Genomic DNA, 26,032 nt, shown 5'->3' with positions numbered 1-26,032 from the left:
GAGATTACTTCGTGTAGGAGAGTGTAATTGATATGACATCTACGAAAGCAGATATAAACTTTGAAAAGGATCTTTTTGAAGCCGCGAACCGAATGCGTGCAACGGTCGCTCCAGCTGACTATAAGCACATCGTTCTACCGCTAATCTTCTTGCGTTACCTTTCTTTGCGTTACGATAAACGACGCAAGGAATTGGAGAAGCAACTAAGCGACCCTAATAGCCCAATGTATTTCAATGATGCGGAAATCGTTCGCGAGATCTTGGAAGACCGCGATCAATATATTGCCGAGCGTGTTTACGTGTTGCCTGAGGAAGCGCATTGGTCTTACATTATGAAAAACGCCAAGCAACCCAACATCAAAGAAATTCTTGATAACGCCATGAGGTTGATTGAAACAGAGAACGAGGATTTGGTTGGCGTACTGCCGCGTATCTATCGGAGCACGAACCTTCCGGTTGAAAACCTTGCTTCGCTTATCGAAATTTTTTCACGTGATGCATTCAGTTCCTCCAGCGACGATGCAGTGGATGTATTGGGAAGGGTATTCGAATATTTCATTGGTAATTTTGCTTCAAGCGAAGGTAGCCGTGGTGGCCAGTTTTTCACGCCGAGCTCCATTGTCGAACTGCTTGTTGCAATGCTAGAGCCAGAATCGGGTACAATCTTGGACCCTGCCTGTGGATCGGGCGGTATGTTCGTGCAGTCTCAAAGTTATTCCAAAAACAAATACGCACTCTCGTTCTATGGTCAAGAAAGCGTCGATCTCACCGTACGGCTAGGAAAAATGAACGTCCTCATGCATGGTATAAATGCTGATATCCGCCTCGGTGATTCACTCCTTAACGATCAGTATAAAGATCAGCAGTTCGATTTCGTGATCGCAAATCCGCCTTTTAATCAAAAATTGTGGGGGGCCGAGAAGATCCAAAAGAACGATCCAAGGCTTATTACGGAATATGACAAGGCCGTAACGGATGGCAACGCGAACTACATGTGGATGCAACATTTCCTGTACCATCTGAAAGACGGGGGGACAGCAGGATTCGTCATGGCCAACGGAGCGATGACGACGAACAATACAGGAGAAAAAGATGTCCGTCAGAAGTTGGTTGATGAAGGATATATCGATTGCATCGTACAATTGCCGGAGAAGTTGTTTTTTACAACGGGTATTCCTTGTTGTTTATTCTTCTTGAGCAAGAACCGTGATGGAGAGAAGGGTTACCGAGCTCGGAAGAACGAGGTGCTGTTCATTGACGCACGCAAGAAAGGAGTTATGGTTAGTCGGTATCGCGGAAATTTCGGCTGCTTACCATACGTTTCGTAGTGTGAATGGCAAGATTGAAAGTGTTGAAGGTTTTTTTAAGGTAGCGACTAAAGGGGAGATTCAGGGAAACGATTATAAGTTGACGCCGGGAATTTATGTTGGAACTGAAGAAACAGAAACGGATGATGTTCCGTTTGAGGAAAAAATGACGGAATTGATGGATCTGCTTCAAGAACAGTTTGCAGAGTCGAATAGACTTCAAGAGCGAATTACTCGTAACTTGGAGGACCTGATTTCATGATAATGAAAACGATGAAGATAGGTGACCTTACAAATAAAATTGGGAGCGGCGTCACTCCTCGTGGCGGACAAAAGGTATATCAGTCAGAGGGTACGTCACTTATAAGAAGCCAGAATGTTTACGACTATAAATTCGTGATAAATGGTCTTGTTTATATTGATGAAGATTCAGCAACTAAAATGAAGGGGGTTGAGATTTACAAAAATGATGTTTTGATGAATATTACCGGTGATTCTATTGCTAGATGCTGCATTGTGCCGGATGATGTAATACCTGCTAGGGTAAATCAGCATGTATGTATTTTACGGGCAGAGCAATCACGTCTAAACCCAAGATACCTTATGTATTATTTGAATGATCCGTTGAATAAGAATCGACTGCTTAATCAGGCTCATGGTGGAACACGGAAGGCACTAACTAAGGGGATTCTTGAATCGTTTGAAATAGATGTTCCACCATTGAGTGTACAAGAGCGATTAGTGGAAATTCTCGGCTCTCTTGATGAAAAAATTGAACTTAACCGTCGCATGAACGATACACTTGAGCAGATGGCAATGGCTTTGTATAAGCACTGGTTTGGCGAGGGGGAAGATGAACAACAACTCTCCGATCTCATTGACATTAACCCAAAAATCAACATCAAAAAGGGTACCCCCACGTCGTTCGTTGATATGAAGGCTTTACCGGTTGATTCGATGAGTGTTAGTGATGACCATGTAATCATCAAACCCTTTTCGTCTGGGTCAAAGTTTATTAAGAACGATATCCTCTTTGCCAGAATAACTCCATGCCTTGAGAATGGTAAAACTGCTTACGTTGATTTCCTTGAAGAAGGCCAGCCAGGTTTTGGTTCTACCGAGTTCCTAGTGTTTCGTGCAAAGGGTAATTGCTGTCCGCAGTATGTTTATTGTCTATCCCGGGACCCGGAATTTCGCGCATATGCAATAAAGAGTATGGTCGGAACTTCGGGTAGACAACGAGTTCAAACTTCATCCATTTCAGAATATCTGGTAGCAAAACCCGATGCTGATCTGATGAGGAAATTTGATGAAACAACAAAAGACTGGTTCAGCCAGATAAGAGGTAACACAAAAGAAATAAGTGAACTGAAGAAAATACGAGACTTCCTACTTCCCCGTCTTCTCACCGGAGAAATCGAGGTGAAGGTAGCCGAAGAACAAGTCGAGGAGGTGTTAGTTGGTGGCTAACGGATTGTACGAAACGGACTTTGAGGAAGCGACGATCGGCCGTCTACAGGCGATCGGTTACGAATATACCCATGCAATGAACCTGTTCGGTCGTACGTCGCTTAATGAGGTCGTACTTCGGGACCGCCTTGAAGCATTTCTTAAGAAAACGTACCCCGGTATTCCGGCGCAGCATATCCCTTCATTGGTTTCGCGTTTTGCCGATCCGGACGGGGTGACGTTGCTTCAGCGCAACCAGAGTTTCCACGAGATGCTGGTAAAGGGCGTTGACTTTTCCTACGAGGAGAAAGGCGAGCAAGTGTTTCACCATGTATACCCGGTCAACTGGGAAGAGCCGCTTACCAATAACTTTCTCGTCGTAAACCAACTTTCGATCGAAGGGAAGATGGCGCGGCGTCCAGACCTTATCATATACGTGAATGGCCTACCGCTGGTAGTCTTCGAGTTGAAAAGTCCGTATAGCGAGCAGGCAACGATCGAATATGCCTACAATCAAATCACGAACTACACCTATGACATCGCACAACTATTTAACTACAACGCCTTTGCGGTCATCTCCGACGGCATCCTTACGCTCCATGGCATTCCTGGGGCACCTTACGAGTTTTATGCAGCCTGGAAATCCACCGACGGCAAGGAAGTAGATAACAACATCACGAACTCGATGAGGACGCTCATTCAGGGTATGTTTCCTAAGGAACGACTGCTTGATTACATCCGCAACTTCATCGTCTTCATGAAAGATGGTAACAAAGAAGCAATCAAGATCGGTGCGAAGTATCACCAATATTTTGGCGTCCGGTTTGCAGTCGAACACGCTGTTCGCGCAACTCGGCCAGATGGGGATAGGAAGATCGGGGTCCTTTGGCATGCTACAGGCTCGGGAAAGTCGCTTTCCATGCTGTTCTTCTCTGGGATTTTGTCGCGGCATTCAGAGATGGATAACCCTACGATCGTCATTCAAGTGGATCGTACAGATCTCGACGGTCAGTTGCACGAGACATTTCTTCAGGGGGCATCCTTGGTTGGTAACGTTCATCATGCAGAGAATGCTAATGAATTAAGGGAACTTTTGCGCAACGAAGCCGGACAAATTATATTTTCGACGATTGAGAAGTTCCGTTTGAAAGATGGAGAAGGAGAGTTTCCAGTTTGCTCTGAGCGTCGGAATATTATTGTCATTTCCGACGAAGCGCATCGTACCCAGTACAGTTTTGACGGCTTTGCCGGCAATCTACGTCGGGCCTTGCCGAATGCTTCACACGTCGGATTTACCGGTACGCCGATTACATTTGCAGACCGTAACACGTATGAATTGTTCGGGAACGTCATTCACATCTACGACATGCAGCAGGCCACGCTAGACGGTGCAACGCTTCGGATCTACTACGAATCCCGTCTCATACCGCTTGATCTCGAGAATGCAGGTCTCGACGAGGAATTTAAGCAAATTGTTAGCCAGGTTGGTGATGGAAAGTGGGATGAACAGCGCGCTAAATGGGCGGCGCTAGAAAAAGTTGTCGGTACGTCCGAGAGGTTGGAGACGCTCGCCAAGGATATTGTAGAGCACTTCCAAAAGGCGGCTTCCCCTGAGGCAAAGGGCATGATCGTATGCATGAGCAGGGAAATATGCGTTCGACTCTACGAGAAAATGCGTAAAATAGACGGCTGTCCGTCGATTGAAATTGTCATAACGGGTAACATCGACAAAGACCCGCCAAGTTGGCGTCAAAAGCAACCAGGCAGTGAGTTCGCCCATATCAAGTCTAAGGAAGAACAGGAGAGCGTAAAAGCAAAGCTACGAGATCCTAACGACCCTCTCAAGTTTGTAATCGTACGGGATATGTGGCTCACGGGTACCGACATCCCGCCGCTAACTTACCTGTATGTCGATAAACCAATTAAAGGTCACGGCTTAATTCAGGCTATTGCCCGAGTCAATCGTGTCTACCCTGGCAAAACGGGTGGTATTGTCGTCGATTACATCGGCATCGCCGAAGCACTGAAAGAGGCGACGCATCGCTATACACAAGGCGGCGGTAAAGGAAAGCCGGCAGGGAACATCGAGGATGAGGCGGTGCCAATCTTCTTCGTTGCGCTCGAAGCGGTACGCGCATTGGTCCCACGAGACATCGACATTACAGATTGGCGGGCTAAGCCGAAGGTTGAGCGCGAAGATTGGATTGCGGACTTCGTGGGCTCTTTGATGGGGCCGGACGAGGACACTTACCTGAATGCGCAGGCCAAATTAGATAAAGCGTATCAACTTGTGAAGCACTTACCAGCTGTAATGCCCTACACGAATGAAGTGCTTCTCTATGAGATTGCTGCGATTCAGATCAAGAAGTTTAAAATCGCTGGCGACCCCGATGATAAGCCTAAGAACATCGAGGAAGAGCTGAAGAAATTAATCGATCGTAGTATAGGCGCCCGCGAAGAGGCCGTTGATTTGTTCGAGAAAGCGGGGTTAGAGAAACCGGACATCTCTATCCTAGACGAAGCATTCCTTGCCGATTTCGAGCAAAAACCGCATGTCGATTTGCGCTTGAAATTGCTTCAGAAGTTATTGGAGGAAGAAATCTTTTACTTGGTGAAGCAAAAAAATACGCTCGGCAAAGAGTTAAGCAAACTGCTAGAGAAGACGATAAACGATTACCATAATCGAGTTATTACGGCAACCGCCGTGGCACAAATGATGGTCGAAGCAAAGAAGAAAATGGACGATGAGCGCAAAAAGAAAGAGGCGCTGGGACTGTCTGAAGTGCACCCTGTCAAGTGGACAGTGTAAATAACAAAAATAATTTGCTTGGAGACCTCAGCTCATTTGAATGGAACTGGGGTCTCTTTATTATGCAGCTTGCCGGTATTCATTTGGTGACAAACCGCCTAGACGCTCTGTATAGCGATAGTTGTTATAATAGAGGATATATTCACTAACATCCTTGAGGACATTTTCATAAGTGTCATACTTTGTAAGATAATAGCTCTCTGACTTGTACGTCCCCCAAAAACGCTCAATCGGCTGGTTGTCCAGGCATCGACTCACGCGAGACATGCTTTTCCTAAATCCGTATTTCACATGGAGTCGGTTATACTCATGGGACGTGTACTGGAAGCCTCTGTCGCTTTGGATGAGCGGGATTACACCAGGATTTTTCTCGTAAGCCTTCTTCAGCGTATCCATTACGAGCTTATTGTTGTTGGAACGACCTAATACCCATGAAACAATGGAGTTATCGTACACATCAATAATCGCGCTTAGATAGGCTTTGCAACCATTTCCATACTTCAGTTCTGTCACATCTGTACACCACTTTGAATTAGGAGAATGGGCATCAAAGCTACGATTCATTACATTTTCAACAATATGGATCTCAGGAGTTTTCACGTAGCTTGGCCGTTTCCTACGAATGACCGCTTTGAGTCCAAGGGCCCGCATGATTCGGTAATATCGCTTCTTGTTATACTTCTTTTTGAGTTTTCGGTTGAGCTGAGTACGTATTTGACGGTAACCGAGTATTCCTTTTCGCTTGTCATAACGAAGCTTTACTTCTTTGGCTAACAAACGGACTTCCATTTCCCTGGCAGATGGCGTCCAGTTTAGCCACTTATAATAGGCAGATCGAGCTACCCCCGCTAGTGCACATAACTTTGTAATGGCGTACCCTTTTTCTTTGTTCAATTCTTGAATCGCTTGATACAAGTTTACGTGTCGAACAAGGGTTAGCGTGTATTTCGTCGCTTGATCTCTTCCAACTTTTTTGCGAAGGCATTCTCCATCTCTAGGTATTCGTTTCGAGCTTCTAGTTCCTTGATCCGTAGCTTAAGACGTTCATGCTCATCTAGCTCGTCTACAGGCTTTTTACGACCACGGTTGTCCTTGAGAGCATCCTCGTTGCCTGCTTGATATTTACGAACCCATGCATAGACTTGCTGATAAGAGACGCCGTACTTTACGATCGCTTTCTGATAATCCATGTTATTAGCGATGGTATATTGTGCAATTTCAATGCGTTCTTCAAACGTTGTTTTACGTCCTTTATTCATAGGAGATAGCCCTCTTCCTTTACGAGTAGGTTTCAATTCTATCTCACCAGTATACTTGGAAATCCATTTCTGCAGGACACTTCTACTTGAAATATTGTGTTTTTTTATTGCAGCTGCTACGGAATAATGACCAGACAATACATCTTTAATAGCAGTTAGCTTTAATTCCTTCGAGTACGTTTTCCATGTATTCGATTCCTTTAATCCATTAAAACCATCCGCCATATATTTTCTTATCCAATCACGAACAGTGAGTGGACTAACGCCTAGCTGTTTCGCTTCATAGGTTGGATTGGATTTGTGTTCTAAACATAGCTGTACGACATACAATTTCGTTTCCAAAGAGGTTAGACTTCTTTTAGACATTAGAAAAACTCCCATCATTGTAGCAGTAGAAGTTTTTGTTTTTTCTACTGTCTACTATGATGGGAGCATATCAGTCTGATGAGGAAATGGCCTTTTATTACATTATTGAGAATATGGGTAATGATGCCTTCACCAATGAGTTCATTTCAGGTTTGATTCGTAAAGTGGTCGCTGCAATGAAAAAGGAATTCCAAATCGACTGGACGAATCCGCATCGTGCTGACGTCTTGGCAAAGGTCAGCAATGCCGTGAAAATGGTGCTTATTCGGGAGAAGATAAAGGGCGAGCAGCTGAGGTTCCTAACAAATGCGATCATTGATCAGGCAAAAGAAAAATATAAGGATTGGCCAATAGAGGCGTAGAGGGAAAAAACTAAGGTTTTATCTTGGCTTTCTGCGAGAGGAAATATTGGCCGTCAAAGGGGCAGCTATAATATTCTGTTCCTTTTATTTTTCTAAAGAATTGGAGGTCTTAATAATGGCCGAGGAACAATCTCAGATGCTGTCTCGCGAGCAGATCTATAACGAGGTGTGGGAATTGTCGCTTGCTGGTGTAGCTAGGAAATATGGAATATCGTACGGCCTTATATACAAACTTTGTAGAGAAGCGAATGTGCCTATACCTCCTTCCGGGTATTGGACGAAGTTAAATTTCGGAAAGCCGGTATCAAAACCACCTCTTCCAGACTCAACAATAAATGAAGTTGCTATTCCTCGTGCGAAAACGCCTCGGATAAGAGTACAGAAAGTTGATCAGGGAACGGCAACCATTTCAGAAGCAAAAATTGAGGCGCAGCAGGATGAAGAAGTGGTAAACAATGCTAATGCCAGGCCTGATGATGTCTTAGAAGCAAGATTGGATACTGACGCATTATCCATATCTAGTAAAACCGACGATTGCTCCAATTCTGAAGCCGCTCACAATAGTTTTTCAGAAAGATTGACATTCCTCGTCGAAGCTGAAAGGAACAAGATTCTTGATATAGCGAATCAGATACAAATACCGCATGAAAAGGCCAGGCTACACCCCAAGATTGCTACACATAAGAATGTTGTCATTGAATGGAACAAGAACGATAAAAAAGAAGTAGGCGCTCAAAGAAGCCCTCAAAACTACAGCTCGTATAGGTCCCCTCCTCCATTTTTAGCAGGTGTGGTTTCGAAAGAGACGCTTCCACGTGTTTACCGAATCCTTGGGGCACTTATTCATGCTATAGAACGGTTGGGGGGATCGGTGACGGATTCTCTCACTTTTATTATTCGGGATGAGACGGTTTCTTTAGAAATATATGAACTGCAGGACAAAGTCGATCATGTTATTACTAAGTCAGAGGAAAACCAGCTTCGTAAATATGAGGAAGATAAGAAGCGATACTCCTGGGCTTCGAAACCGAATTTACGCAAATATGATTATATGTTTAACGGGCGACTGTGCATCAACATAAATCAGAATCGTATTAAAAGGTTTCGTGATACCAAATCTTCTTTTCTGGAAAACCAATTAGGACTTCTTCTGATTGAGATGTACGAATCATCTGAAATTATACGAAAAGGGCGAGAAGCGCGCGAAGAAGAGCGTCGTAAACTGGAAGAAGCAGAGAGATTGAGAGAGGAACGCCGAAAACGCCATATGATCGAAGTTGAGCGTACGGTTGCATTGACAAATAAGGCTCAGGATTACGCGATGGCTTGCAAGATAAGGGATTATGTTTCAGCTTTGGAATCGTCCCGTAATTTGGCAGAGGAAGATATTCAATGGATCGATTGGGCAAAGAAGAAAGCCGATTGGTATGATCCGATAATTGCTAGAGAAGATGAGATACTTGGGAAACGGGGAAGCAGCAAAGGGAAACAATCGGAAACCGAATATGCTTGGTGGGAATAGCTATTTGGGAACGATGGAGTGCTTACCTTTACGGGAACGATCCTATTTTCCATGTTTTCAATCTCGATGACATTATTTCCGGAGGTAAATGATGAGAATCAAAGAATTGCGGATTTTAAACCTACGTAACTTTAAAGATGGAATACGAATTATTCCTCAAAAGATAAATGGTCACGATATCGTAGTACTTATTGGGGAAAATAATGCTGGAAAGTCCAACGTACTGTCCATTCTCCATATGATCTTCAATCCAGATAGATCGGTTAGAACGCTGGAATTTGAGGAAACGGATTTTTACGATATTGGCAAACCTATCGAGGTAAAGGTTATTTTTGAAGATCTAAGTGAGGAACTCTGCGCCGAATTTATTGGTCTTGTCGACACAGTACAAGTTGAGGGAGAAGAAGTATACACTTTATCATTACATTTTTCAGTTAATTATAACCCGGATACACGTGAAGCAGAACCTTCACTAGTTTTTGGTCGGCAACCTGATCGTTCAGTGTCGTTTGGAGAAAAGAAATTAATCTCGTTCTTTTTACAGGACGCAATGCGAGATTACAGAGCTATTAAATCTAACAAAGGAAGTTTGTTCGGTCGCATACTCAATCAAATTAATCTTACAGAACAAGAGATAGCTATATTGTCTAAATTAGACGAAGCGAGCGAATCATTAAAAGAAAACCCTGAGATCGCAGCCTTTACTAGTGGGGTAGCAGACATTACTAGAGAAATCATTGATTTACCGAGAATCGATAACCTTTTGCGTCTTACTATTGCAACATCAACGGCTGTAGACATAAAGAAATACATTCAAATACAGTTAAAACATCATACGTCGGACAAGTATCTCGATGTTAATCAACTCGGCTTGGGGCTTCAAAGCGTTCTTACAGTAAGCATTTTTCGGGCCTTTGCTGGTATTGGAAAACTAAGGGAAGGAATTTTCGCTATAGATGAACCTGAGTCTCATCTTTACCCGCATGCTCAGCGCAAAATGTTTAGAGAGATTCTGAATTTATCTCGGACTAGACAGGTTTGGGTGGCCACTCATTCCCCATCATTGATTGAACTCATCAATCCGAGACAAATATGTTTAATTCGGAAAGGTGCGCAAGGTATATCAACAAGTGTGCAGCTACCGATGGATTTTCCAGAAGAGTATGTATCCTCCTACGAAAAACATCTTGATGTGGGAAAATCCGATGCTTTTTTCTCGAAAGCGGTTTTATTGACAGAAGGGCCGACAGAGCAAGGTTTGTTTCCTGAGATGGGCCTCTCACTTGCTTATATTGACAGCAATTATGACTTGGATCGAATTGGTGTTTCAGTGATTAATGCTGGAGGGAAAACAAACATCAAAGCTTTTATCAGGCTCTTGAATAACTTCGGCATACCGAGCGCCGTTGTGATCGATTATGATTCTAAAGATAAAGATCATGAGGAGGAGCTAAATGAAATCAAAATGATTTGTTCCGACATTTATGAGTTACCTAGGATCCCTGACATGGGGGACATAGAGGGATATGTTTGTAATACCATGCCTATTGTTAAATTGATAGCATTCTTGGAGGACGTTCTTACGGGGGAAAGAAAATCGGAGCTCTTTTCTAATCTTAAAGGAGTAGTAAAGAATGCAGATATAGATAAGTCAAATATTCTGCGTGAAATGCGAAAAGAAAATCGGAGCCTGAGAGATGCGATACCGATATTGTTGTCTATAATCCCTGATTATCCTGAAGTAGAGCCTAAAATAAGGAAAGCCTTGGCTAATTCATTTCGTAAAATTAAGGGCAGAACGACAGGGAGACTTATCGGGGAAGGATTCAGTGAGCATTTTCCTGATGAGTTCATCAAAAATACGCTAGACGCAGTCGTAACACTGGCGGGGTATGGCGATGATGGAGAAGGAGAGCAATCGGAAAATGAACAGCCTTGAGGGATTAAACAAGGAACAGATTGAAGCTGTGACAACTATAGACCGCAATACCATGGTTTTTGCGGGGCCAGGTACAGGGAAAACGCGTGTTATCACACGGAAGATCGCTTATTTATTTGAGGCGGATCTAGTCCCTGATTCGCGTAAGATTCTTGCCATAACCTTTACCAATAAAGCAGCAAATGAAATGAAAACGAGAGTTCAAGGCCTTGGGATTGAAAGTCGTCGTATTCGTTTGGGGACATTTCATAATTTGTGCCAATCCGTTCTAAGGTCTTACGGGGATAAGATCGGGGTAACACGGGATTTTACTTTTGTATCCACAGCGAACAGGAATGCGCTTATTCGCTCTATTCGAAGAAATAATGGATTAACGGCCATGAGCGAATATGAGCTTGCAAATAGAATCAGTACCTTGAAAAACTCATCTGTAGATTACAATGATTACGTGCAGAAAACAGATTCAAGAATTATAGGATTTAAGGCTGCTACTGCCGAGTATGAATCGCGATTACGGGATAATGGAATGATTGACTTTGACGACGTCATTTTGCTAACCGTATCTTTATTTAAATCAAATCCTGAAATATTGTGGTTGTACCATAATGCGTACCCATTTCTGCTGATCGATGAAATGCAGGATACAAACCGCATGCAACTTGAACTTATTCGTCTATTGGGCAACGGCGCGAGAAATGTGATGGCTGTTGCGGACGATGACCAGTCCATATACGGTTGGCGAGGCGCATTGCCTACAGTGATTCGCGAATATATTATGCAAATGAATGCAAAGAGTATTACTTTGATTCAAAATTATCGTTCACCCCAAATTATTTTAGACGCGGCGAATTCATTAATAGAACAAAACAGTGAAAGGGAAATTAAGTCTCTATTTGGCCGAAAAACAGAGTCACAAGATTGTTTGAAATTGTTGAACTTTTCCACAGCCCTACAAGAAGCTGAATGGGTTTCCGATAAGATACAGGAAATTCACACTGACGGTGTCCAATATAAAGAAATTATCGTACTTTATCGTAGCAGACACCCTGGACTTAAAGTTATCGATGACATTTTCACCCAAAGAGGAATACCATTTCGACATTTTGGTAGAAATTTCAATAGCAGGATCGATCTATTATCCGATCTTATCCGCGAATCGCTGAAGTTAATAATAGAACCCTCGAACGATTTGATTCTGGAGTCGTTAATTGCATATTTTTCTAGGCTTCACAATTATGATGACACTATTAATTACTACAAGGAATTGATTGGGGGAGAATTGTCCATTAAGAAACTTGCTGAAATTACTCCAGAAGATGACATGGACGATGCAGTAAAAAAGTTTGCACAATTTTGTGTAGGGTATAGTAGTTCAATTAGTAATCGTAAGGTTTATGATACGTTGAACGACCTTCTTAAAGTTGAGGTCTCACTCGAGAGGATGGAAGAAGGGGATGTTTATGAACAAATTCGGCATCTTGAATCGCTTAAGGAAAAAATGACGAAATCTTTAGCTAATAACCTAGTGGATTTAATCGGAGAGCTTGATCTTCAAGACGAATCTAATCATATTGATGATACGATTGATGAGGTTGGAATTTCAACATTTCATGCGGCCAAAGGTTTGGAGTATAAGGTTGTCTTTATCATCGCTTTGGAAGATGATATTATTCCTTCTAGGAACGATGAGGCTGAGGAGCGACGTGGACTTTATGTTGCAATGACCCGATCGGAAAGCAAATTGTTCCTGTCTTCTTCACAGCAACGTGAAAGTCGCCGTGGGGGCAATGATATCGAAAAGCAACCCTGTCGATTTCTTAGTGAAATATTATTGTAAGTGCAATATGTAAGTGCCATAAAGTCTTCGAATTAAGACCGGTCTCGAATCTCATCGAAGTATGCTGCAGTATCGAGGGATTGAAACTATAAAAATTAATACTATTTATCTTCATTATATTGATTTTATTTGATCAAGCATCTAGGAGTAGTCATCGAAAGATCACTCAGGGGTCACCCGAAGGTCACCCAAAGGTCACCCAAAGGTTACTCGTGGGTCATCAAAAGGTGACCCTTATCACTTAAGTGACGAGGACTTTTCTATCCCTCCGACTCTTTATAGGATAACCCGCACAATATGAATTTGTAGTAATGATGCAGAAATTGACGGATAAATTTTTTGGGGTAAAGGGATGGTTGGTATTGTCAAACGGGGTTCAATCATAAAAGATTGCTGTTGAGTGAGTATAACTAACCTTATGTTATTGCGCTACTACTGGTAACATAAAGATAAGGTGGTTTATGGATGATATAACTCTAAAAATTGCAGAAGTTTTTCTTTTTCCACATTTGCCATAGCCCCTATTTTCTTTTGAATCAATACACCTACAACATCTGAATCAATTGTTTCCGAGTTGTGAGGTATCATCATGAAAAATTCAACTAAGGTCAGATTCAAAACTGAGGTTATCTTCTCTAGGCTTTCAACGGATGGACTTATTTCTCCACGTTCGATTTTTCCAATATGAGTAGAGTGTAGTCCGCAAAGATGTGCTAACTCTTCAATAGTATAACCGCGATGTTTTCTTATAGTTCTAATAATATTTCCAATAGTTTTTTTTGATGTTTTCATGAGTCTTACACCTCGGGATTAACATAACGTAATCAAGATGTAGCACCAAGAGATTAAATGGTATATGGATATACCAAATATGGTTTATTTTCTACGAGATATAGTCTATATTAGGAAAAAGAAGAAGTACTCTTTAGGTAAGTGTCTAGGGTAATCGGTTCTTTGTCGGTACTGCTTATATTGGGTAACTCGAGATTGAATAAATGATTGGGGAATGATGATGAGAATTGTACTTAGAGACATACCATCAAGTGCACTCTTTTATAGTGAAAAAGATGGGTCATATACTGTCTTTTTGGAGATGGAGAACGGATGTGTAAAGGATCCCATTACGTGTTTGCGCCAGAACTCTAATGGAGATAAAGAATTTATGGAAAAATATTACGAAGACATGCTTCCGTATATTGATGATGTAGTAATTAAACGATTGTTAATAGAATCAATGATTATTGATACTAAAATCGCCATTGAGCACTACATAGACGCAATAAATGATGCAACGCCGGAGGAATTAAATCGAAAAATCGGAGAGATTGACCCAACAAAATGGTGGACATCGCTTTATCCTACTCGATTAGAGTTATATACCGAGCATATTTCTAATGAAAAGAAAGCACTGAAAAAATACAAGGAAATGTTAAATAAGCTAAAGGGGAAAGAGGAGTCGGTTGATAACAACAATTTTAAGTTTTCTTAGCTAGGCAAGAGAAAGCACTCTCGGTTAAATTTTTATTAATGTAAAATGAAAAAACGCTTCCGCTTATGTTAAAATGTCTAATGGGGACTAAGCGTGGTCACCGGAAACAAGCGATCTACGAGAGGGCGGTTAAACCTTTATCTCGACAGGTCGCTTGTTTTTTAGAACTAAAGTAGGAATTCAATTTGAATCTTTGATGGAACACCACTAAGGAACAGAACAGTTGGTACACTGTTTTAATCAATACCCGATCCTAAATAATATTTACGTATTTTTAGAAGTTCAGTTTTAAAAAAGCAGTTGCCAAAGGAGATTGTGGGATGATTTTTGAGATAACTAGGGAAATGGCTGAGAAGATAAGAAAGTGGGACTCATGCCTAGCAGTTGATGTGTCAGGAGGGAAATTTGCTTATATATTCATCCCGACGAGTATTGGACTAGTCATCAAGGTTCGATGCGACGTGTGCAACAGGGAATTGGATCTTACGGAAGATTGGGGGTAAACTTTTTTCAACTGTTCATGCCGAAATAATGCTAAAGAGTTTCGAACAGAAATTAGAAATACGGGGATTGAAAATGATAATTTACTTATCCGAACTTGTTGAAAACGTGTCGAGAGTAGTTTGATGACAATTTAACAACAACTGCATATGGGTGTAGAATTGGTAAGCGTTATCCTTTGTGTGATATCGAAAATTTCTTAATAAGATAGATATTCATAGCCTGTCTTATTGAAAAAGAAGATGTATGCTGTATAATAAGGTGAAGGGTTTAGCCTCGATGCGAGGCGGAACTTTGCAGAATGAATTAAATCAATTAATCTCATATGGAAGTAGCTACGGTCATTTTTTACCCTATGGGAGACTTTAGCGGTACAACTTCAAGTCACGCGACGCATGAAGAAAATAAGAACGGAACTCGTGAGAGACCGTCTTTTTCCTCATGCGTCTTTTGTTTTTAACTTTTGGAAGTTTCGAAAATACCGAAGCATTCGACGAGATGGCGATCCGAGATATTCCGCTATTGCAAAGTAAGTAGGTTAAGTTGACCTTTTATGTACCTACCTGAACAAATGGACTAAACTTTAAAAATATTTAGGGGGGAAGTGGCTATTAATGAAAGTTCAAACAATCCAAACCGGTACAGGCAAGCGATATATAGTACTGGATAACAACTATAAAGTTATTGAACCAGTATTGAAGTATCTTAAGTATTTGGACTCTTTGGAAAAATCGCCATATACTTTGAAAACTTATGCTCATTTTTTGAAAATATTTTGCGAGTATTTGGAGGAAAAAAGACTTACCGTTTATTCAATATTTGATGCAAAACAAGGAGTTATTGAAATTCTTGTTGATTATATTGGATGGCTTAAAGGTAGTAACACCCAATCAAATATTAAGGCTTTTCAACGTAATAGAAAGACAAGATCGAATGCGACTATTAACAATATGATGGTAGCAGTACAGGGTATGTACACATTTCTAGCTAATAACAAAGAGATACCTAAGGTGGAATTTTACAGAGAAAAGATGAAAACTATTACAAGTTATAAAGGCTTCTTACATGAGACTACTAAGAAATCTACAATACGCGAAAATATTCTGAAACTAAAATCAGTTCAAGATGAAAGCTATGAGTTTATTACACGGGAACAATATAATAGTTTATTCAGAGCTTGTAATAACCGTAGAGATAAATTGATTATAGCATTGATGTTTGAGTGCGGATTAAGGATTGGTGAAGTGATAGGTTTACATATTGAAGATTGTAAACCACAGGATGGTAGCATTTACATCAGACATAGGGATAACTTACCCAATGATGCGAGAGTGAAAAACCATTCTGAAGGAGTAGCGTTTATGCCGGATTACGTTATAAGTTTATTGATAGACTATTTGACAGAAGATATCCTGAATATCAGCAATGATATGCTATTTGTAAACCTTTATCGCGGAAATATTGGTGAAGCAATAAAAGTAAATACAGTAGAGGATTTATTTAAACGTTTATCGCTGAAAAGTGGAATAAAAGTACATCCACATATGCTGAGACATGGTTTTGCAACTGAACGTAAAAAATCTGGTATGGACATGATAAGCTTGAAGGAACTGTTGCGACATGATCAAATACAAAGCACAATGATTTATACACATGTAACGAATGAGGAAAAACGGGATATGGCAATTGAGTTTTACGAATCTAAGCAAGAGTCTGCAGAATACATGAAGAGATTTACTCAAGGGGTGCCTGGATGATAGAGAAAAAAATTATTAATCTTGAAAATGAGCGGTTTTGGAAACAAGATATTCTCAAAATGTCGGAATGCCCCCAAAATAATGTGCGAGTGTATTTTTGTGATCCAAGGTACATCGAGTTATCAACATTTGATCTACAAGGATTAATAAGCGAAGAACTAAAAAAGGAGATTAAAGGGTATTTAAAATCTGTAACCACTGAATTAGATATGTCTAGTAAAAATAATAGAAGAAAATATATATATCCGATTCGCCATTTGATTGAATACTTTAACTATAAAGATATTTTAACAATCAAGAACATATCAGGGGAAGTCATCAAAAAATACGAAGACTTTTTAATAAAAATTGGTGTTGAAGATGGATATAGGGATAAGACAAACAGAGCTTCGAATAATCAAAAGATTATATGGCGTGTCTTTAGGTTTGCGTTAATAAGCTTGTCTGAGAAAGAGCAATTTACTTATGATAGATGGCTTATTGACAAGCAAAATGTATACTTGGGAAATGATAGCGGCATAGTTTCTTTTGCGGGTCTATCGGAGAGCATAAAAAATGATCTCAAAAATTTTTTCGTTCGATTCGAAGAAAGATATACACAAAAAAATACATTTAAAGCTCGAATTTTGTATCCAATTAGACTTTTAATAGATTACTGCATAGATTATGAAATAAATGAGATTAATAAAATAAACATGGACCATTATAAAATATATCTAGAGCGAAATGGTAGGGAAGTTTACCTAAGTAAATCAGACAGAAAGAAAATCGGGCCGAATGTTAATATTCTAAATTTATTGTGGGTTTTTCAAGATGAAAAAATTAACCCATTTTTTTATGATCGTGATTTTTGGGATCTAACAAAGTTGAAAATAGAAGAGAGCAGGATTAATCTGATTTCTCTAAAGGAAAGCATTTCCTTTCGTGACATTACAAATGAAAAAAATAAAAAATTACTGCAGATCTACATTAGGCATCTATTAGAAAATACCTCACTCACATTAAGCACCATTCTAAAAAAGCACTACATGGTTAAACGAATTATGGTTAATTTCAAAAATGGGATCGAACTGCCAAGAGAAGAAATAATTAATTTCATTAAAACAACGGAATATGGGGAAAAAATGCAAGGGTCAATTTTAAATGATCTTAAGGATATGCTTTTCTATTTATATGAAACAGGTAATATTAATGATCCGATACTATACCAAACGGATTTAATAAAGGCTAATAGAAAGCATGTGAACCGGACTGTCGATGAATATGTTGTTAACCAAATTTTTAATATTCTAGACAAGATTCCAGACGATCTAAGGTTAATTTATTTAATTATTTATTGTACTGGGGTCCGTGTCAGTGAAGCTCTAACAATTAAATCAGATGCATTATTCATTAATTCGAAAGGATGCTTACTAAAAACTTATTCTACAAAAATGAAAAAGTGGCAGTTCAGTGCTATACCTATTGAATTGTATGTCATGATAGATTCCTATATAAAAGAAAACTGTTATGAAAATAACGTGGAATACGTTTTTAAGTCAAAAAGGAATCCTGATTTGCCAATGAAATCGGGTTATTTTAGGGAGAAAATACACAAGCAATTTGAAGATCATGAAATAAAATCCTCAACTGGGGAGCGCTATAGAATCGATATTCACGGATACAGGCATAGGCTAGGAACAGAGATGCATGAACATAGAATTTCACCGTTTATTATCCAGAAAGCATTACATCATGAATCAATTGAAATGACTATAGCATATATCGATATTATAGAAAATGAAATTAAAGAAAGCTACAAAGACTTTTATGACAAAAATGGTGATAAGATAGTTCCTGATCCTGAAAGTGAAAGGATTGTTTTGAATTATTTAGACAAAGCGTTTAATATGCAGGCCCTTCCGAATGGAATTTGCACACTCCCAGTAAAATTAGGCAAATGTGAACATGCAAATGCATGTCTTACTTGCAATTATTTTGGTACAAATGAAAAATATTTGGATATCTTAAGACAACAATTAATAGAAACAGATCATATTCTTGATGAGTCATATAAAAATGACTGGGTAATGCAGATAGCTACAAATGAAGAGGTGAAAAAGAACCTCGAAAATTTAATTGCAAAGTTAGGGGGATAAGCTTTGAAGACTGCGGTTAATAGCAATGGGGATATATCGTTTTTATACGAAAAATTGATGGATAGTTTAGAATGTGAATCGTACCTTAAAAAAGATACGTGGATATTTATGGAAAGTGATGTATTAAAAAAGAACATGAAAAATAATGAAAGAATTATTACCATCAGCAAAAACAGATCTTTTGATTTTACTATAATACAAAACGATAAAATTAGAGATGAAGTAAAATTCTTTTTTGCAAAACAATTGATGCAGGACAAAATGTGCCCCGAAATAAATTATCTTTATAGTGAGTTCAAAAGAATTTTTCAATACCTTTCAAATGAAAAATTTTCGCATGCACAGAGCTTACTTGACTATGACAAAGAGGAACTGCTGAGCGATTTTAGAAATACTCTTGAAAGAAATCAGCAATCAACCACGACAATCGCTAAAAGGATAAATAAAAATATTAAAATGGACATTTATTTTGTAGACTCTGGAATTTTGAGATCACTAAAAAAAATGTATGATTATTTATACCAAGAAATAGTTGAAAATAAGAAAGAATACTTTGAGCGCGATAAGTGGGTATTTTCAGAAATGCCTTTTAAGGTTAATTTGGAAGACTTCTCTGCAAATAAAAGCATTTCTTTTACTAAAATAGCCCAACCAGGAATAAAGAAGATGATTAAGAAATTGTGCTGGCATGAACTAAAAATGACAGTAGTTCGTACGGCAATAATGCGCGTTTATTCTTTTACTAGTTTTTCTAGATATTTAACGAAGAAGTTTCCGTTTGTAAACAACGTAGAAGATATTACTTATGACATGCTGCATAATTATGTAGCGTATTTAAAAACAGAAACTGGGCTAGGACCTGCAACAATTAAAGGGAGAATAGAGGCTGTCCATAAACTATTTGAAACGATTAGGTTTATGAAGTGGGCCGAAATAGATCCTAATGTAAGGATAAAAAGCGACGATATTGTAAAAGTGATAGATAAAACTGGTGACCCATATACAGAAGAAGAATTAAGGGAAATAAATCGTCATTTAGACCAAGTTCCAATACAGATTGCAAGATTACTATGTGTTCTTCAATACACTGGAAGTAGAATTAGCGAAATATGTTCATTTAAAATTGAAAATCTCAGAAAGAGTGAAGATGGAAGAGATTATTTGACTTATAGACAGTTCAAAACAAATAAATATAATGTTATTCCCGTAGAAGGAATAGTTTTGGAACTATTAACGGCGGCTATAAAGACCTCTCGTGAGTATCACGGAGATAGAGCTATATATATTTTTTCATTAGAGAACAACAAAATCATTAAACCAAATTTAATTGATCAAAAACTAAAGCGTTTATCGTATAAGTGGGAACTAAAAGACAAGAGTGGAAAGCCTCTTAATATTAAAGCACACAGGTTTAGAGATACGGTTGCTACTAACTATGCTGAACTTGGAATTGATCCAATTGCGATTTCAAGATTGCTTGGTCAAAAAAGCGTAGGTGTTTTAAAACATTATGTCGAGATTCACAACGATATATATTTAGATGCTATGCAACCGCTTTTGGAAAAACAAAGCCAAATGATTAAAAATATTGGACACATTGAAGATGTGCCTAAAGCTGAGGTAGAAGACACTATCGCCATTCCATTGCCGAATGGTTCATGTTATAAGCCCGCAAGCAGTGGATTATGTCAGCATGCAAATTGCTGTTATAATTGCAAGATGTTTCAACCGGATTCTAAGTATATACATGTCTATAAGAACCACTTATTAAGAGCGAGACAAGATTTGGATATTGCGAAGCTTAATGGCTACGATAGGATATTGCAAATAAATCAGGATCTTGAAAAATCCCTTATTAGAATTATTGAGAAAGTAGAAGAGGAAGGAGTATTATGACGAAAAGAAACACTTCTGCTATAGTAGCAATGGCAAAAGATAAAACATCTAAAAAAGTAGAATTGGTATTACTGGAAATTAATAAGATGCAAAAGAAAAATGAGAAGGTTACAATCTATTCTGTATCAAAAAAAACAGGTGTCTCTCGTTCCTTTTTGTACAATAACCAAGTTTTGTTTAATAAGATTGATTCAATTCGTAACAATGACACAAGATCCGAAGATACAATTCAAACTATTGTTGAGGCACAGAAGCTTAAAATAACAAAGCTTGAAAAGGAAATTGCTGAATTAAAAAAGAATGAAAACTTCAAAAAAAAATACGAAGATCTTTTAGCCCAAAATAGGGAATTGAAAAAACAACTGGAGGTTGCTTACTCATACTAAGTCAGCGCTTTATCTTTATAATAATAAATCTAGGTGGATGAAAAAATGTGCGTGAGCAAATTATGGCAGGGTAGTTGAAGAATTCGCATATAGTAATTAACAGAATAACGATACTGAATTAACTCAAAAGGCGGGTGATAAAATGAGGATGTTTAGCAAGCTTTTTGGGAATAAAAAACAAGAAAAGCAGAATGGTAGTCAAAAAGTTTTAAAAGAAAAAAAGGAATCACGAAAACGGGATAATAAACCAGTTAATGAAGTAAACGATGTTGGCATAGGTATGGGATTATCTTTTAATATCTCATCTGACGAAAACGAAAAATATGGGATCTCTATTTCTTCATCGCCTGTGGGCGTTTCTACTGATAGTACAGCCACAGATTTTTATGTATATGAATGGTTTATCAAAGATACCGGTGAAATCTTTTATGTCGGAAAAGGGCGTGGCAATCGCTATAAAACGTTCCACGAACGAGCATACGAAGCTGAAAAAATTCGTAAAATGTATGACACTGCCTCTCGCTTTATTGGAACGGGATTAACTGAAGAACAAGCAATAGAATTAGAGAGCAAAGAAATAACGCGAATATTAAACGAAACAAACGATAGACTAACTAACCGCATAATCCCGCTCTTCACTAAAAGGGATAACGGATACGGTCGCAGTCCTAAAACACCTGAATTACAATTTGAAACAGCTCCCCATTTTTACGTAAGTGAGATAGAAGAACATTACTTTGGAATAAAACCCCGATCATTTGATGAAGTTAAGTGTGAAAATTTAAAAGCGGTAGTCTTCATCACTCGAAATGTAAGAGATGAAATTAGTATTATTTATGGCGGGAAGTTTGACAAATACCAAGATGAAACAAAGGCATTATTGTCAATAAACGGCAGCAAAATACTTAAAAGCAAATTTGCGAAATCAGTTACTGCTTGGGTATACATTGGTGATGATTACGTGATGAATTATGAAAACGACCAAGAGCAAGCATTAGAAAAGCTAGGGCGGAACATACCAACTTATCATTTAATTGATGTTTGGAAGTTTTTAAAAGAAAACTTTGGCGAAGTTAATACAGTTTTAGAAGAAGAGAACCCGATTATTCCAATCCACAATAGGGTTTCACTAAAAGAAATAAAGAACCTATACGATTGGGAAAAGGGATTTGACGAAGGGATGCCATATTGGGAAAAAGGCGATAAGGAACGAAAAGCCGGCAACCTTGAAAGAGCTATTGAGTTATTTGATATAGCACGATACAACGGCTACAATGCCCCAGCATTATATACATCGTATGCAATGGCATATCGAAAACTTAAAGACTACGAAAATGAAATTGCTATCATTGACGAAGCGATTGAACGTTTACGGTCAGAAAAAATTAACGCAAATGAAATTACTATTATGGGATTAAAAGAACGTCGGGCAAAAGCTCTCGTATTAAAACAAAAAAATAGTTCGGAACGTTAAAAGAGTTTCTTCAAATAAGACAGGTCGCTGAAAAACCAGCGCCATTTGCTTTTGGTGAAAAGAATTAAGAAAAAACAAGACGGGTCTGTATTCTTGGTAAATAATATTGAGTATTCCATTAACGGGCGCGACTGCGGAATACCAAGAGCCTAATTACTCATCCAATTCAGCAGGGATTAGGCTCTTCTATCTTTCAAAAATCCTAACGTTGTAAAATCCGCTGCATTTTCTTGATGATACTCCTATAGGGGGCTATTGATGCTATAATTTCATGGGAGAAGGGAGAGAATCTCTATGTCTTTAATTTTTAATATAACAAGTTTTGAAGGCTCGCTTAATTTTTTGAAAGATTATTTGGAGATAGATCCTAAAAGTGTGATTGAGTACGTAAAATCAGATGACAATGATGTTGATGTAGATGATTTTATTGATATATTTAAAATTTCATTAGATAAGTTAGAACATGAGAATATAGAAGCCGTAGCACTTCATGTAACTTCTAATGATGACGATTGTAAGTCTATAAAAAATACCGGTTTACTAAATTTACAACAGGCATTAACTATGAATACACCAATAAAGAAGTATCTAGGAGAATTTCAAATTGAATTTGATGTGTCTAATAAAATAATGTGGGTTAAGGGTAATCAGTTCGATATTACTTATAGCAGCAGTTGGTCTGATGATAAGGATGAAAAATTAGACAGTGTTGCTAGAAAAGTGTATTTTGATCACCAAATAAACGGCTTCTTTAGTATACAAGATGCTAAAGATTATGGTGGAAGAGTTCATGAGAGACCAGAAATATTGCATAATCTGAAAGAATTATTTAAAGCTGATGTTTTAGAAGATCGCTGGAAACAGATTTGTAAACCATATGTTATTAAATATAAAGCACCATTAGATTACTTTACTTACTACTCCTTTTATTCAGAAAAGCACGAGTATGAGGAAGACTATGCAGAAAAAACAGCTTTGAAGGTCTGGTTAATTAATAAGGCGCTTTATGTTGTTTGGAACATGGCTCACAAAAGAATGATGCCAAAAATATTTGCTTACATGAAGCCAGAGGTTAGTATTATTCCGAAAAACTTATTAGGGATTATTCCACTTGATGTTAGTAATTAGATGGATAATTTTATAAACTAGGGTTTATTAAGTAAAGAATGAATCGAATGAATCGATCATGCCGGAGTGAGCAATTTGACGATGCTTTAAGTGTGGGATATTCAATAACGATAGAAATTCGAAAAAGGACCGCGTAGCGTAGCCGGTAGTATAATTAAATTATACTATGAAACAATAAGAAACTCATTTTCCACAATCGGGCCCGGTTGGATTATGACATTTTATCTTTCAAAATCCTTATTAACGTATACCTGCATTTTCCAAGCGTAAAAAGCTCAAATAGCAAGAAGCTTAAAGAAGGACGTGCTAGAAGTCCGTGCTTGCCAACATATTCTGGGCTTCTGTATGATATTAAAAGAAACGCTTTCCATGTGAAGACGAAACTCAGGTCTAACTATTCGTTTAATTTTTGGTTTGACTTTCTTTTCCCCGCCAGTAAAGTCGCCCGAAATCTGCGATAACCGCATAAGGTGGTAAAAATCATCCGCCGTATTCATCCATTACTAATACAGTGAATACATGTACTCAAGGACGCTATGCAGGTAATATTTGATTCCTTAGTATGTGACCTATATATAACAGTCGCCTTTAAGTTCGAGGCAGAGGAAGCAGAAACAACGCTGCTATCTGTTTCATGGGAAGTAGGGCGTACAGGGAAGATTACACCGGTTGCAAAGGTCGAAGCTGTTGAACTGGCTGGTGTCACCGTACAAAACTGCACACTTAACAATATGGGCGATATCGAACGGAAAAATTTGAAGTTTGCGCTAGGAACGTTAGTTGCGATTCGCCGATCGAATGATGTTATTCCAGAAATACTTGGAAAGGTCGATGAGGAGCTAGGAGAGGAAATTGTATTCCCAGATAAATGTCCATCATGTGGCTCTGAGCTCGAGCAGCGCGGTGCGCATTTGTTCTGCAACAACAAACTGGGCTGTGAACCGCAAATGATTGGTCGAATTACTCATTTTGCTGCACGTGATGCGATGGACATCGAATCATTCAGCATTATGACGGCTGAGCAGTTATATCGTGAGTGTGGTGTAAAGGACCCGGCAGATCTATACAAGCTAACATTTGATGATTTAATTAAGCTAGAGCGATTCGGCCAGAAGAAGGCACAAAAGCTGCTGGATGCGATTGAGCATTCAAAAACGCGGGAGCTTTCCTCGTTCTTATTCGCCTTAGGTATTCCTAACACTGGAAAAACTACTGCAAAAACTTTGGCTGATCACTACAATAGCCTAGATGCAGTCATGCAGGCTACGACGGATGAGCTCGTGCAGCTTCAGGATATTGGACTTATCGTTGCTGAAAGTATCGTAAGCTTCTTTAATGATCCTGACGTGCAGCAAAGCATTGCGGCGATGCTGGAAGCGGGCGTTGCTCCTCAAACTGAGCAGCTAGCGACGGTTGCATCGGAAGATCATCCGTTATTCGGGAAGACAATCGTTATCACAGGAACACTGCCAACGCTTGGCCGTGACGAGCTAACGAAAATGCTAGAGGCTTGCGGAGCGAAGGTGACAGGCAGCGTCTCGAAGAAGACAGATCTTGTCATCGCTGGTGAGAAAGCGGGAAGTAAGCTGACTAAAGCGCAGCAGCTTGGCATTACGATTATTGAAGATGAAGCTCAGGTGCTTCAGATGATCAAAGGCTAGAAGATTGCATTCGATGACTAGATGCTAGATTGGTCATACGAAAAGTAAGCTCAAATGTATTAGATACTAATTAAATGTCTTTAGAGTTAAATATCGTTTTAATTAAGCTTTGTTGCGAGAGCATACAAGAAGCCTGTTGATACCTTCAACAGGCTTCTTGTTGTAATGGCTACCTAATTGTTGTGTTTCTCTATCTGACAGCTAGATCATAATCTTTTATGCTATGAGGGCGTGATCGCCCTACTTGTTGTTGTTCAGACGATATTTTCCGCATTTGTCATTAGGGGTGCTTGATATCGTCTAGCCGGATCCTTGTTGTGATTGATGGCAATTTGTGAATTACTGTTCATATTTTATTCACGGATCGTTGCCAATTGTTGTGATTTTAATCACGCTTAGCATTAAATGCGCAGAGGTATACTTTATACAGATGATAATGAAAGGAAGCGTGATTATGTTAAGTGAACAAACGATTAAGGTTATAAAATCTACAGTGCCCGTACTAGAGGTACATGGTACGGCCATAACGAAACGGTTCTATCAGATGCTATTTTCTAATCATCCAGAATTACTGAATGTTTTTAATCATATAAACCAAAAACAAGGTAGACAGCCTGCAGCATTGGCTAATGCGGTGTACGCTGCAGCAGCCAACATCGATAATCTCGGACAAATTCTTCCTGTTGTTAAGCAAATCGCACATAAGCATAGAAGCCTTGGCATCACAGCTGATCAATATCCGATTGTAGGCG

17 protein-coding genes and 2 pseudogenes (1 of these 19 running past the window's edge) are annotated in these 26,032 nt (G+C 39.0%); 16 read left to right on the top strand and 3 right to left on the bottom strand.

Annotated elements, in window-relative coordinates; translation table 11 throughout:
• The first annotated feature begins 32 nt into the window (after positions 1–32).
• The 3 genes and pseudogenes from NSQ99_RS01190 to NSQ99_RS01180 all read left to right on the top strand — a co-directional run bounded on the left by NSQ99_RS01190 (position 33) and on the right by NSQ99_RS01180 (position 5,565).
• Positions 33–1,569: pseudogene (locus tag NSQ99_RS01190) on the top strand (N-6 DNA methylase).
• A complete protein-coding gene (locus NSQ99_RS01185; protein ID WP_340834471.1) occupies positions 1,566–2,777 on the top strand; it encodes a restriction endonuclease subunit S in 1,212 nt (403 codons plus the stop codon). Before NSQ99_RS01190 ends, NSQ99_RS01185 begins: the two are co-directional and overlap by 4 nt.
• The gene (locus tag NSQ99_RS01180) at positions 2,770–5,565 is read left to right on the top strand and encodes a type I restriction endonuclease subunit R (RefSeq protein WP_340834469.1); all 2,796 of its coding nucleotides are present in this window, start codon (positions 2,770–2,772) and stop codon (positions 5,563–5,565) included. The genes NSQ99_RS01185 and NSQ99_RS01180 overlap by 8 nt, the downstream gene beginning before the upstream one ends.
• A gap of 60 nt (positions 5,566–5,625) precedes the next feature.
• On the opposite strand, the gene NSQ99_RS01175 is transcribed toward NSQ99_RS01180, so the two are convergent.
• Both NSQ99_RS01175 and NSQ99_RS01170 read right to left on the bottom strand, forming a co-directional pair.
• Positions 5,626–6,480, bottom strand: a complete 855-nt coding sequence (locus NSQ99_RS01175) for an IS3 family transposase (protein WP_340834468.1) — start codon at positions 6,478–6,480, stop codon at positions 5,626–5,628.
• A gap of 20 nt (positions 6,481–6,500) precedes the next feature.
• The gene (locus NSQ99_RS01170) at positions 6,501–7,190 is read right to left on the bottom strand and encodes a helix-turn-helix domain-containing protein (protein WP_340834466.1); all 690 of its coding nucleotides are present in this window, start codon (positions 7,188–7,190) and stop codon (positions 6,501–6,503) included.
• 56 nt (positions 7,191–7,246) lie between these two features.
• Here NSQ99_RS01170 and NSQ99_RS01165 point away from each other — a divergent pair, with 56 nt between their 5' ends.
• The 4 genes from NSQ99_RS01165 (at position 7,247) to NSQ99_RS01150 (ending at position 12,850) form a co-directional block, all read left to right on the top strand.
• On the top strand, positions 7,247–7,552 hold the full coding sequence (locus tag NSQ99_RS01165; RefSeq protein ID WP_340834464.1) for a type I restriction enzyme endonuclease domain-containing protein: 306 nt from the start codon (positions 7,247–7,249) through the stop codon (positions 7,550–7,552).
• A gap of 115 nt (positions 7,553–7,667) precedes the next feature.
• Positions 7,668–9,074 carry a hypothetical protein gene (locus NSQ99_RS01160; protein WP_340834461.1) on the top strand — a complete coding sequence of 469 codons (1,407 nt, stop codon included), beginning with the start codon at positions 7,668–7,670 and terminating at the stop codon, positions 9,072–9,074.
• An 88-nt stretch (positions 9,075–9,162) separates the two neighbouring features.
• Positions 9,163–11,013, top strand: coding sequence for an ATP-dependent nuclease (locus NSQ99_RS01155; protein ID WP_340834459.1), 1,851 nt, complete (start codon positions 9,163–9,165; stop codon positions 11,011–11,013).
• Positions 10,973–12,850 carry an ATP-dependent helicase gene (locus NSQ99_RS01150; RefSeq protein WP_340834457.1) on the top strand — a complete coding sequence of 626 codons (1,878 nt, stop codon included), beginning with the start codon at positions 10,973–10,975 and terminating at the stop codon, positions 12,848–12,850. Before NSQ99_RS01155 ends, NSQ99_RS01150 begins: the two co-directional genes overlap by 41 nt.
• Before the next feature lie 459 nt (positions 12,851–13,309).
• Here the strand turns inward: NSQ99_RS01150 and NSQ99_RS01145 are convergent, their stop codons facing one another.
• Positions 13,310–13,642, bottom strand: coding sequence for a helix-turn-helix domain-containing protein (locus NSQ99_RS01145; protein ID WP_340834454.1), 333 nt, complete (start codon positions 13,640–13,642; stop codon positions 13,310–13,312).
• A 214-nt stretch (positions 13,643–13,856) separates the two neighbouring features.
• On the opposite strand from NSQ99_RS01145, the gene NSQ99_RS01140 reads away from it, so the two are divergent.
• The 9 genes and pseudogenes from NSQ99_RS01140 to hmpA form a co-directional block, all read left to right on the top strand.
• Positions 13,857–14,339, top strand: coding sequence for a hypothetical protein (locus tag NSQ99_RS01140; protein WP_141235823.1), 483 nt, complete (start codon positions 13,857–13,859; stop codon positions 14,337–14,339).
• 1,115 nt (positions 14,340–15,454) lie between these two features.
• Entirely contained in the window at positions 15,455–16,597 is a 1,143-nt protein-coding gene (locus NSQ99_RS01135) for a tyrosine-type recombinase/integrase (RefSeq protein ID WP_340834449.1), read from the top strand.
• The gene (locus NSQ99_RS01130; RefSeq protein ID WP_340834446.1) at positions 16,594–18,735 is read left to right on the top strand and encodes a tyrosine-type recombinase/integrase; all 2,142 of its coding nucleotides are present in this window, start codon (positions 16,594–16,596) and stop codon (positions 18,733–18,735) included. The genes NSQ99_RS01135 and NSQ99_RS01130 overlap by 4 nt, the downstream gene beginning before the upstream one ends.
• 3 nt (positions 18,736–18,738) lie before the next feature.
• On the top strand, positions 18,739–20,631 hold the full coding sequence (locus NSQ99_RS01125; RefSeq protein ID WP_340834444.1) for a tyrosine-type recombinase/integrase: 1,893 nt from the start codon (positions 18,739–18,741) through the stop codon (positions 20,629–20,631).
• Positions 20,628–21,017, top strand: coding sequence for a DUF6262 family protein (locus NSQ99_RS01120; RefSeq protein WP_340834442.1), 390 nt, complete (start codon positions 20,628–20,630; stop codon positions 21,015–21,017). Before NSQ99_RS01125 ends, NSQ99_RS01120 begins: the two co-directional genes overlap by 4 nt.
• A gap of 148 nt (positions 21,018–21,165) precedes the next feature.
• A complete protein-coding gene (locus NSQ99_RS01115) occupies positions 21,166–22,491 on the top strand; it encodes a GIY-YIG nuclease family protein (RefSeq protein WP_340834439.1) in 1,326 nt (441 codons plus the stop codon).
• Positions 22,492–22,785: 294 nt separating this feature from the next.
• Positions 22,786–23,619 (top strand): hypothetical protein, encoded by an 834-nt coding sequence (locus NSQ99_RS01110; protein ID WP_095398021.1) that lies wholly within the window; start codon positions 22,786–22,788, stop codon positions 23,617–23,619.
• A 581-nt stretch (positions 23,620–24,200) separates the two neighbouring features.
• Positions 24,201–25,280, top strand: a pseudogene (gene ligA / locus NSQ99_RS01105) (NAD-dependent DNA ligase LigA); the annotation flags it as partial.
• 454 nt (positions 25,281–25,734) lie between these two features.
• Positions 25,735–26,032, top strand: the 5' portion of a protein-coding gene (hmpA, locus tag NSQ99_RS01100) for an NO-inducible flavohemoprotein (RefSeq protein WP_340834435.1). 920 nt of this gene lie beyond the right edge of the window; only the first 298 of its 1,218 coding nucleotides appear in the window; the start codon lies at positions 25,735–25,737; its stop codon lies off the right edge, out of view.

The sequence above is a fragment of the Paenibacillus sp. FSL W7-1287 genome (assembly GCF_038004245.1).
GTDB lineage: Bacteria > Bacillota > Bacilli > Paenibacillales > Paenibacillaceae > Pristimantibacillus > Pristimantibacillus camelliae.
This window is presented reverse-complemented; position numbering and strand designations above follow the sequence as displayed.

Excerpts from the sequence above, each read along its gene's own strand:
- NSQ99_RS01185 (WP_340834471.1), top strand. The coding sequence starts at position 1,566 with ATGATAATGAAAACGATGAAGATAGGTGACCTTACAAATAAAATTGGG.
- NSQ99_RS01170 (WP_340834466.1), bottom strand. The coding sequence starts at position 7,190 with ATGTCTAAAAGAAGTCTAACCTCTTTGGAAACGAAATTGTATGTCGTA.
- NSQ99_RS01165 (WP_340834464.1), top strand. The coding sequence starts at position 7,247 with ATGATGGGAGCATATCAGTCTGATGAGGAAATGGCCTTTTATTACATT.
- NSQ99_RS01160 (WP_340834461.1), top strand. The coding sequence starts at position 7,668 with ATGGCCGAGGAACAATCTCAGATGCTGTCTCGCGAGCAGATCTATAAC.
- NSQ99_RS01155 (WP_340834459.1), top strand. The coding sequence starts at position 9,163 with ATGATGAGAATCAAAGAATTGCGGATTTTAAACCTACGTAACTTTAAA.
- NSQ99_RS01150 (WP_340834457.1), top strand. The coding sequence starts at position 10,973 with ATGATGGAGAAGGAGAGCAATCGGAAAATGAACAGCCTTGAGGGATTA.
- NSQ99_RS01145 (WP_340834454.1), bottom strand. The coding sequence starts at position 13,642 with ATGAAAACATCAAAAAAAACTATTGGAAATATTATTAGAACTATAAGA.
- NSQ99_RS01140 (WP_141235823.1), top strand. The coding sequence starts at position 13,857 with ATGATGATGAGAATTGTACTTAGAGACATACCATCAAGTGCACTCTTT.
- NSQ99_RS01135 (WP_340834449.1), top strand. The coding sequence starts at position 15,455 with ATGAAAGTTCAAACAATCCAAACCGGTACAGGCAAGCGATATATAGTA.
- NSQ99_RS01130 (WP_340834446.1), top strand. The coding sequence starts at position 16,594 with ATGATAGAGAAAAAAATTATTAATCTTGAAAATGAGCGGTTTTGGAAA.
- NSQ99_RS01120 (WP_340834442.1), top strand. The coding sequence starts at position 20,628 with ATGACGAAAAGAAACACTTCTGCTATAGTAGCAATGGCAAAAGATAAA.
- NSQ99_RS01115 (WP_340834439.1), top strand. The coding sequence starts at position 21,166 with ATGTTTAGCAAGCTTTTTGGGAATAAAAAACAAGAAAAGCAGAATGGT.
- NSQ99_RS01110 (WP_095398021.1), top strand. The coding sequence starts at position 22,786 with ATGTCTTTAATTTTTAATATAACAAGTTTTGAAGGCTCGCTTAATTTT.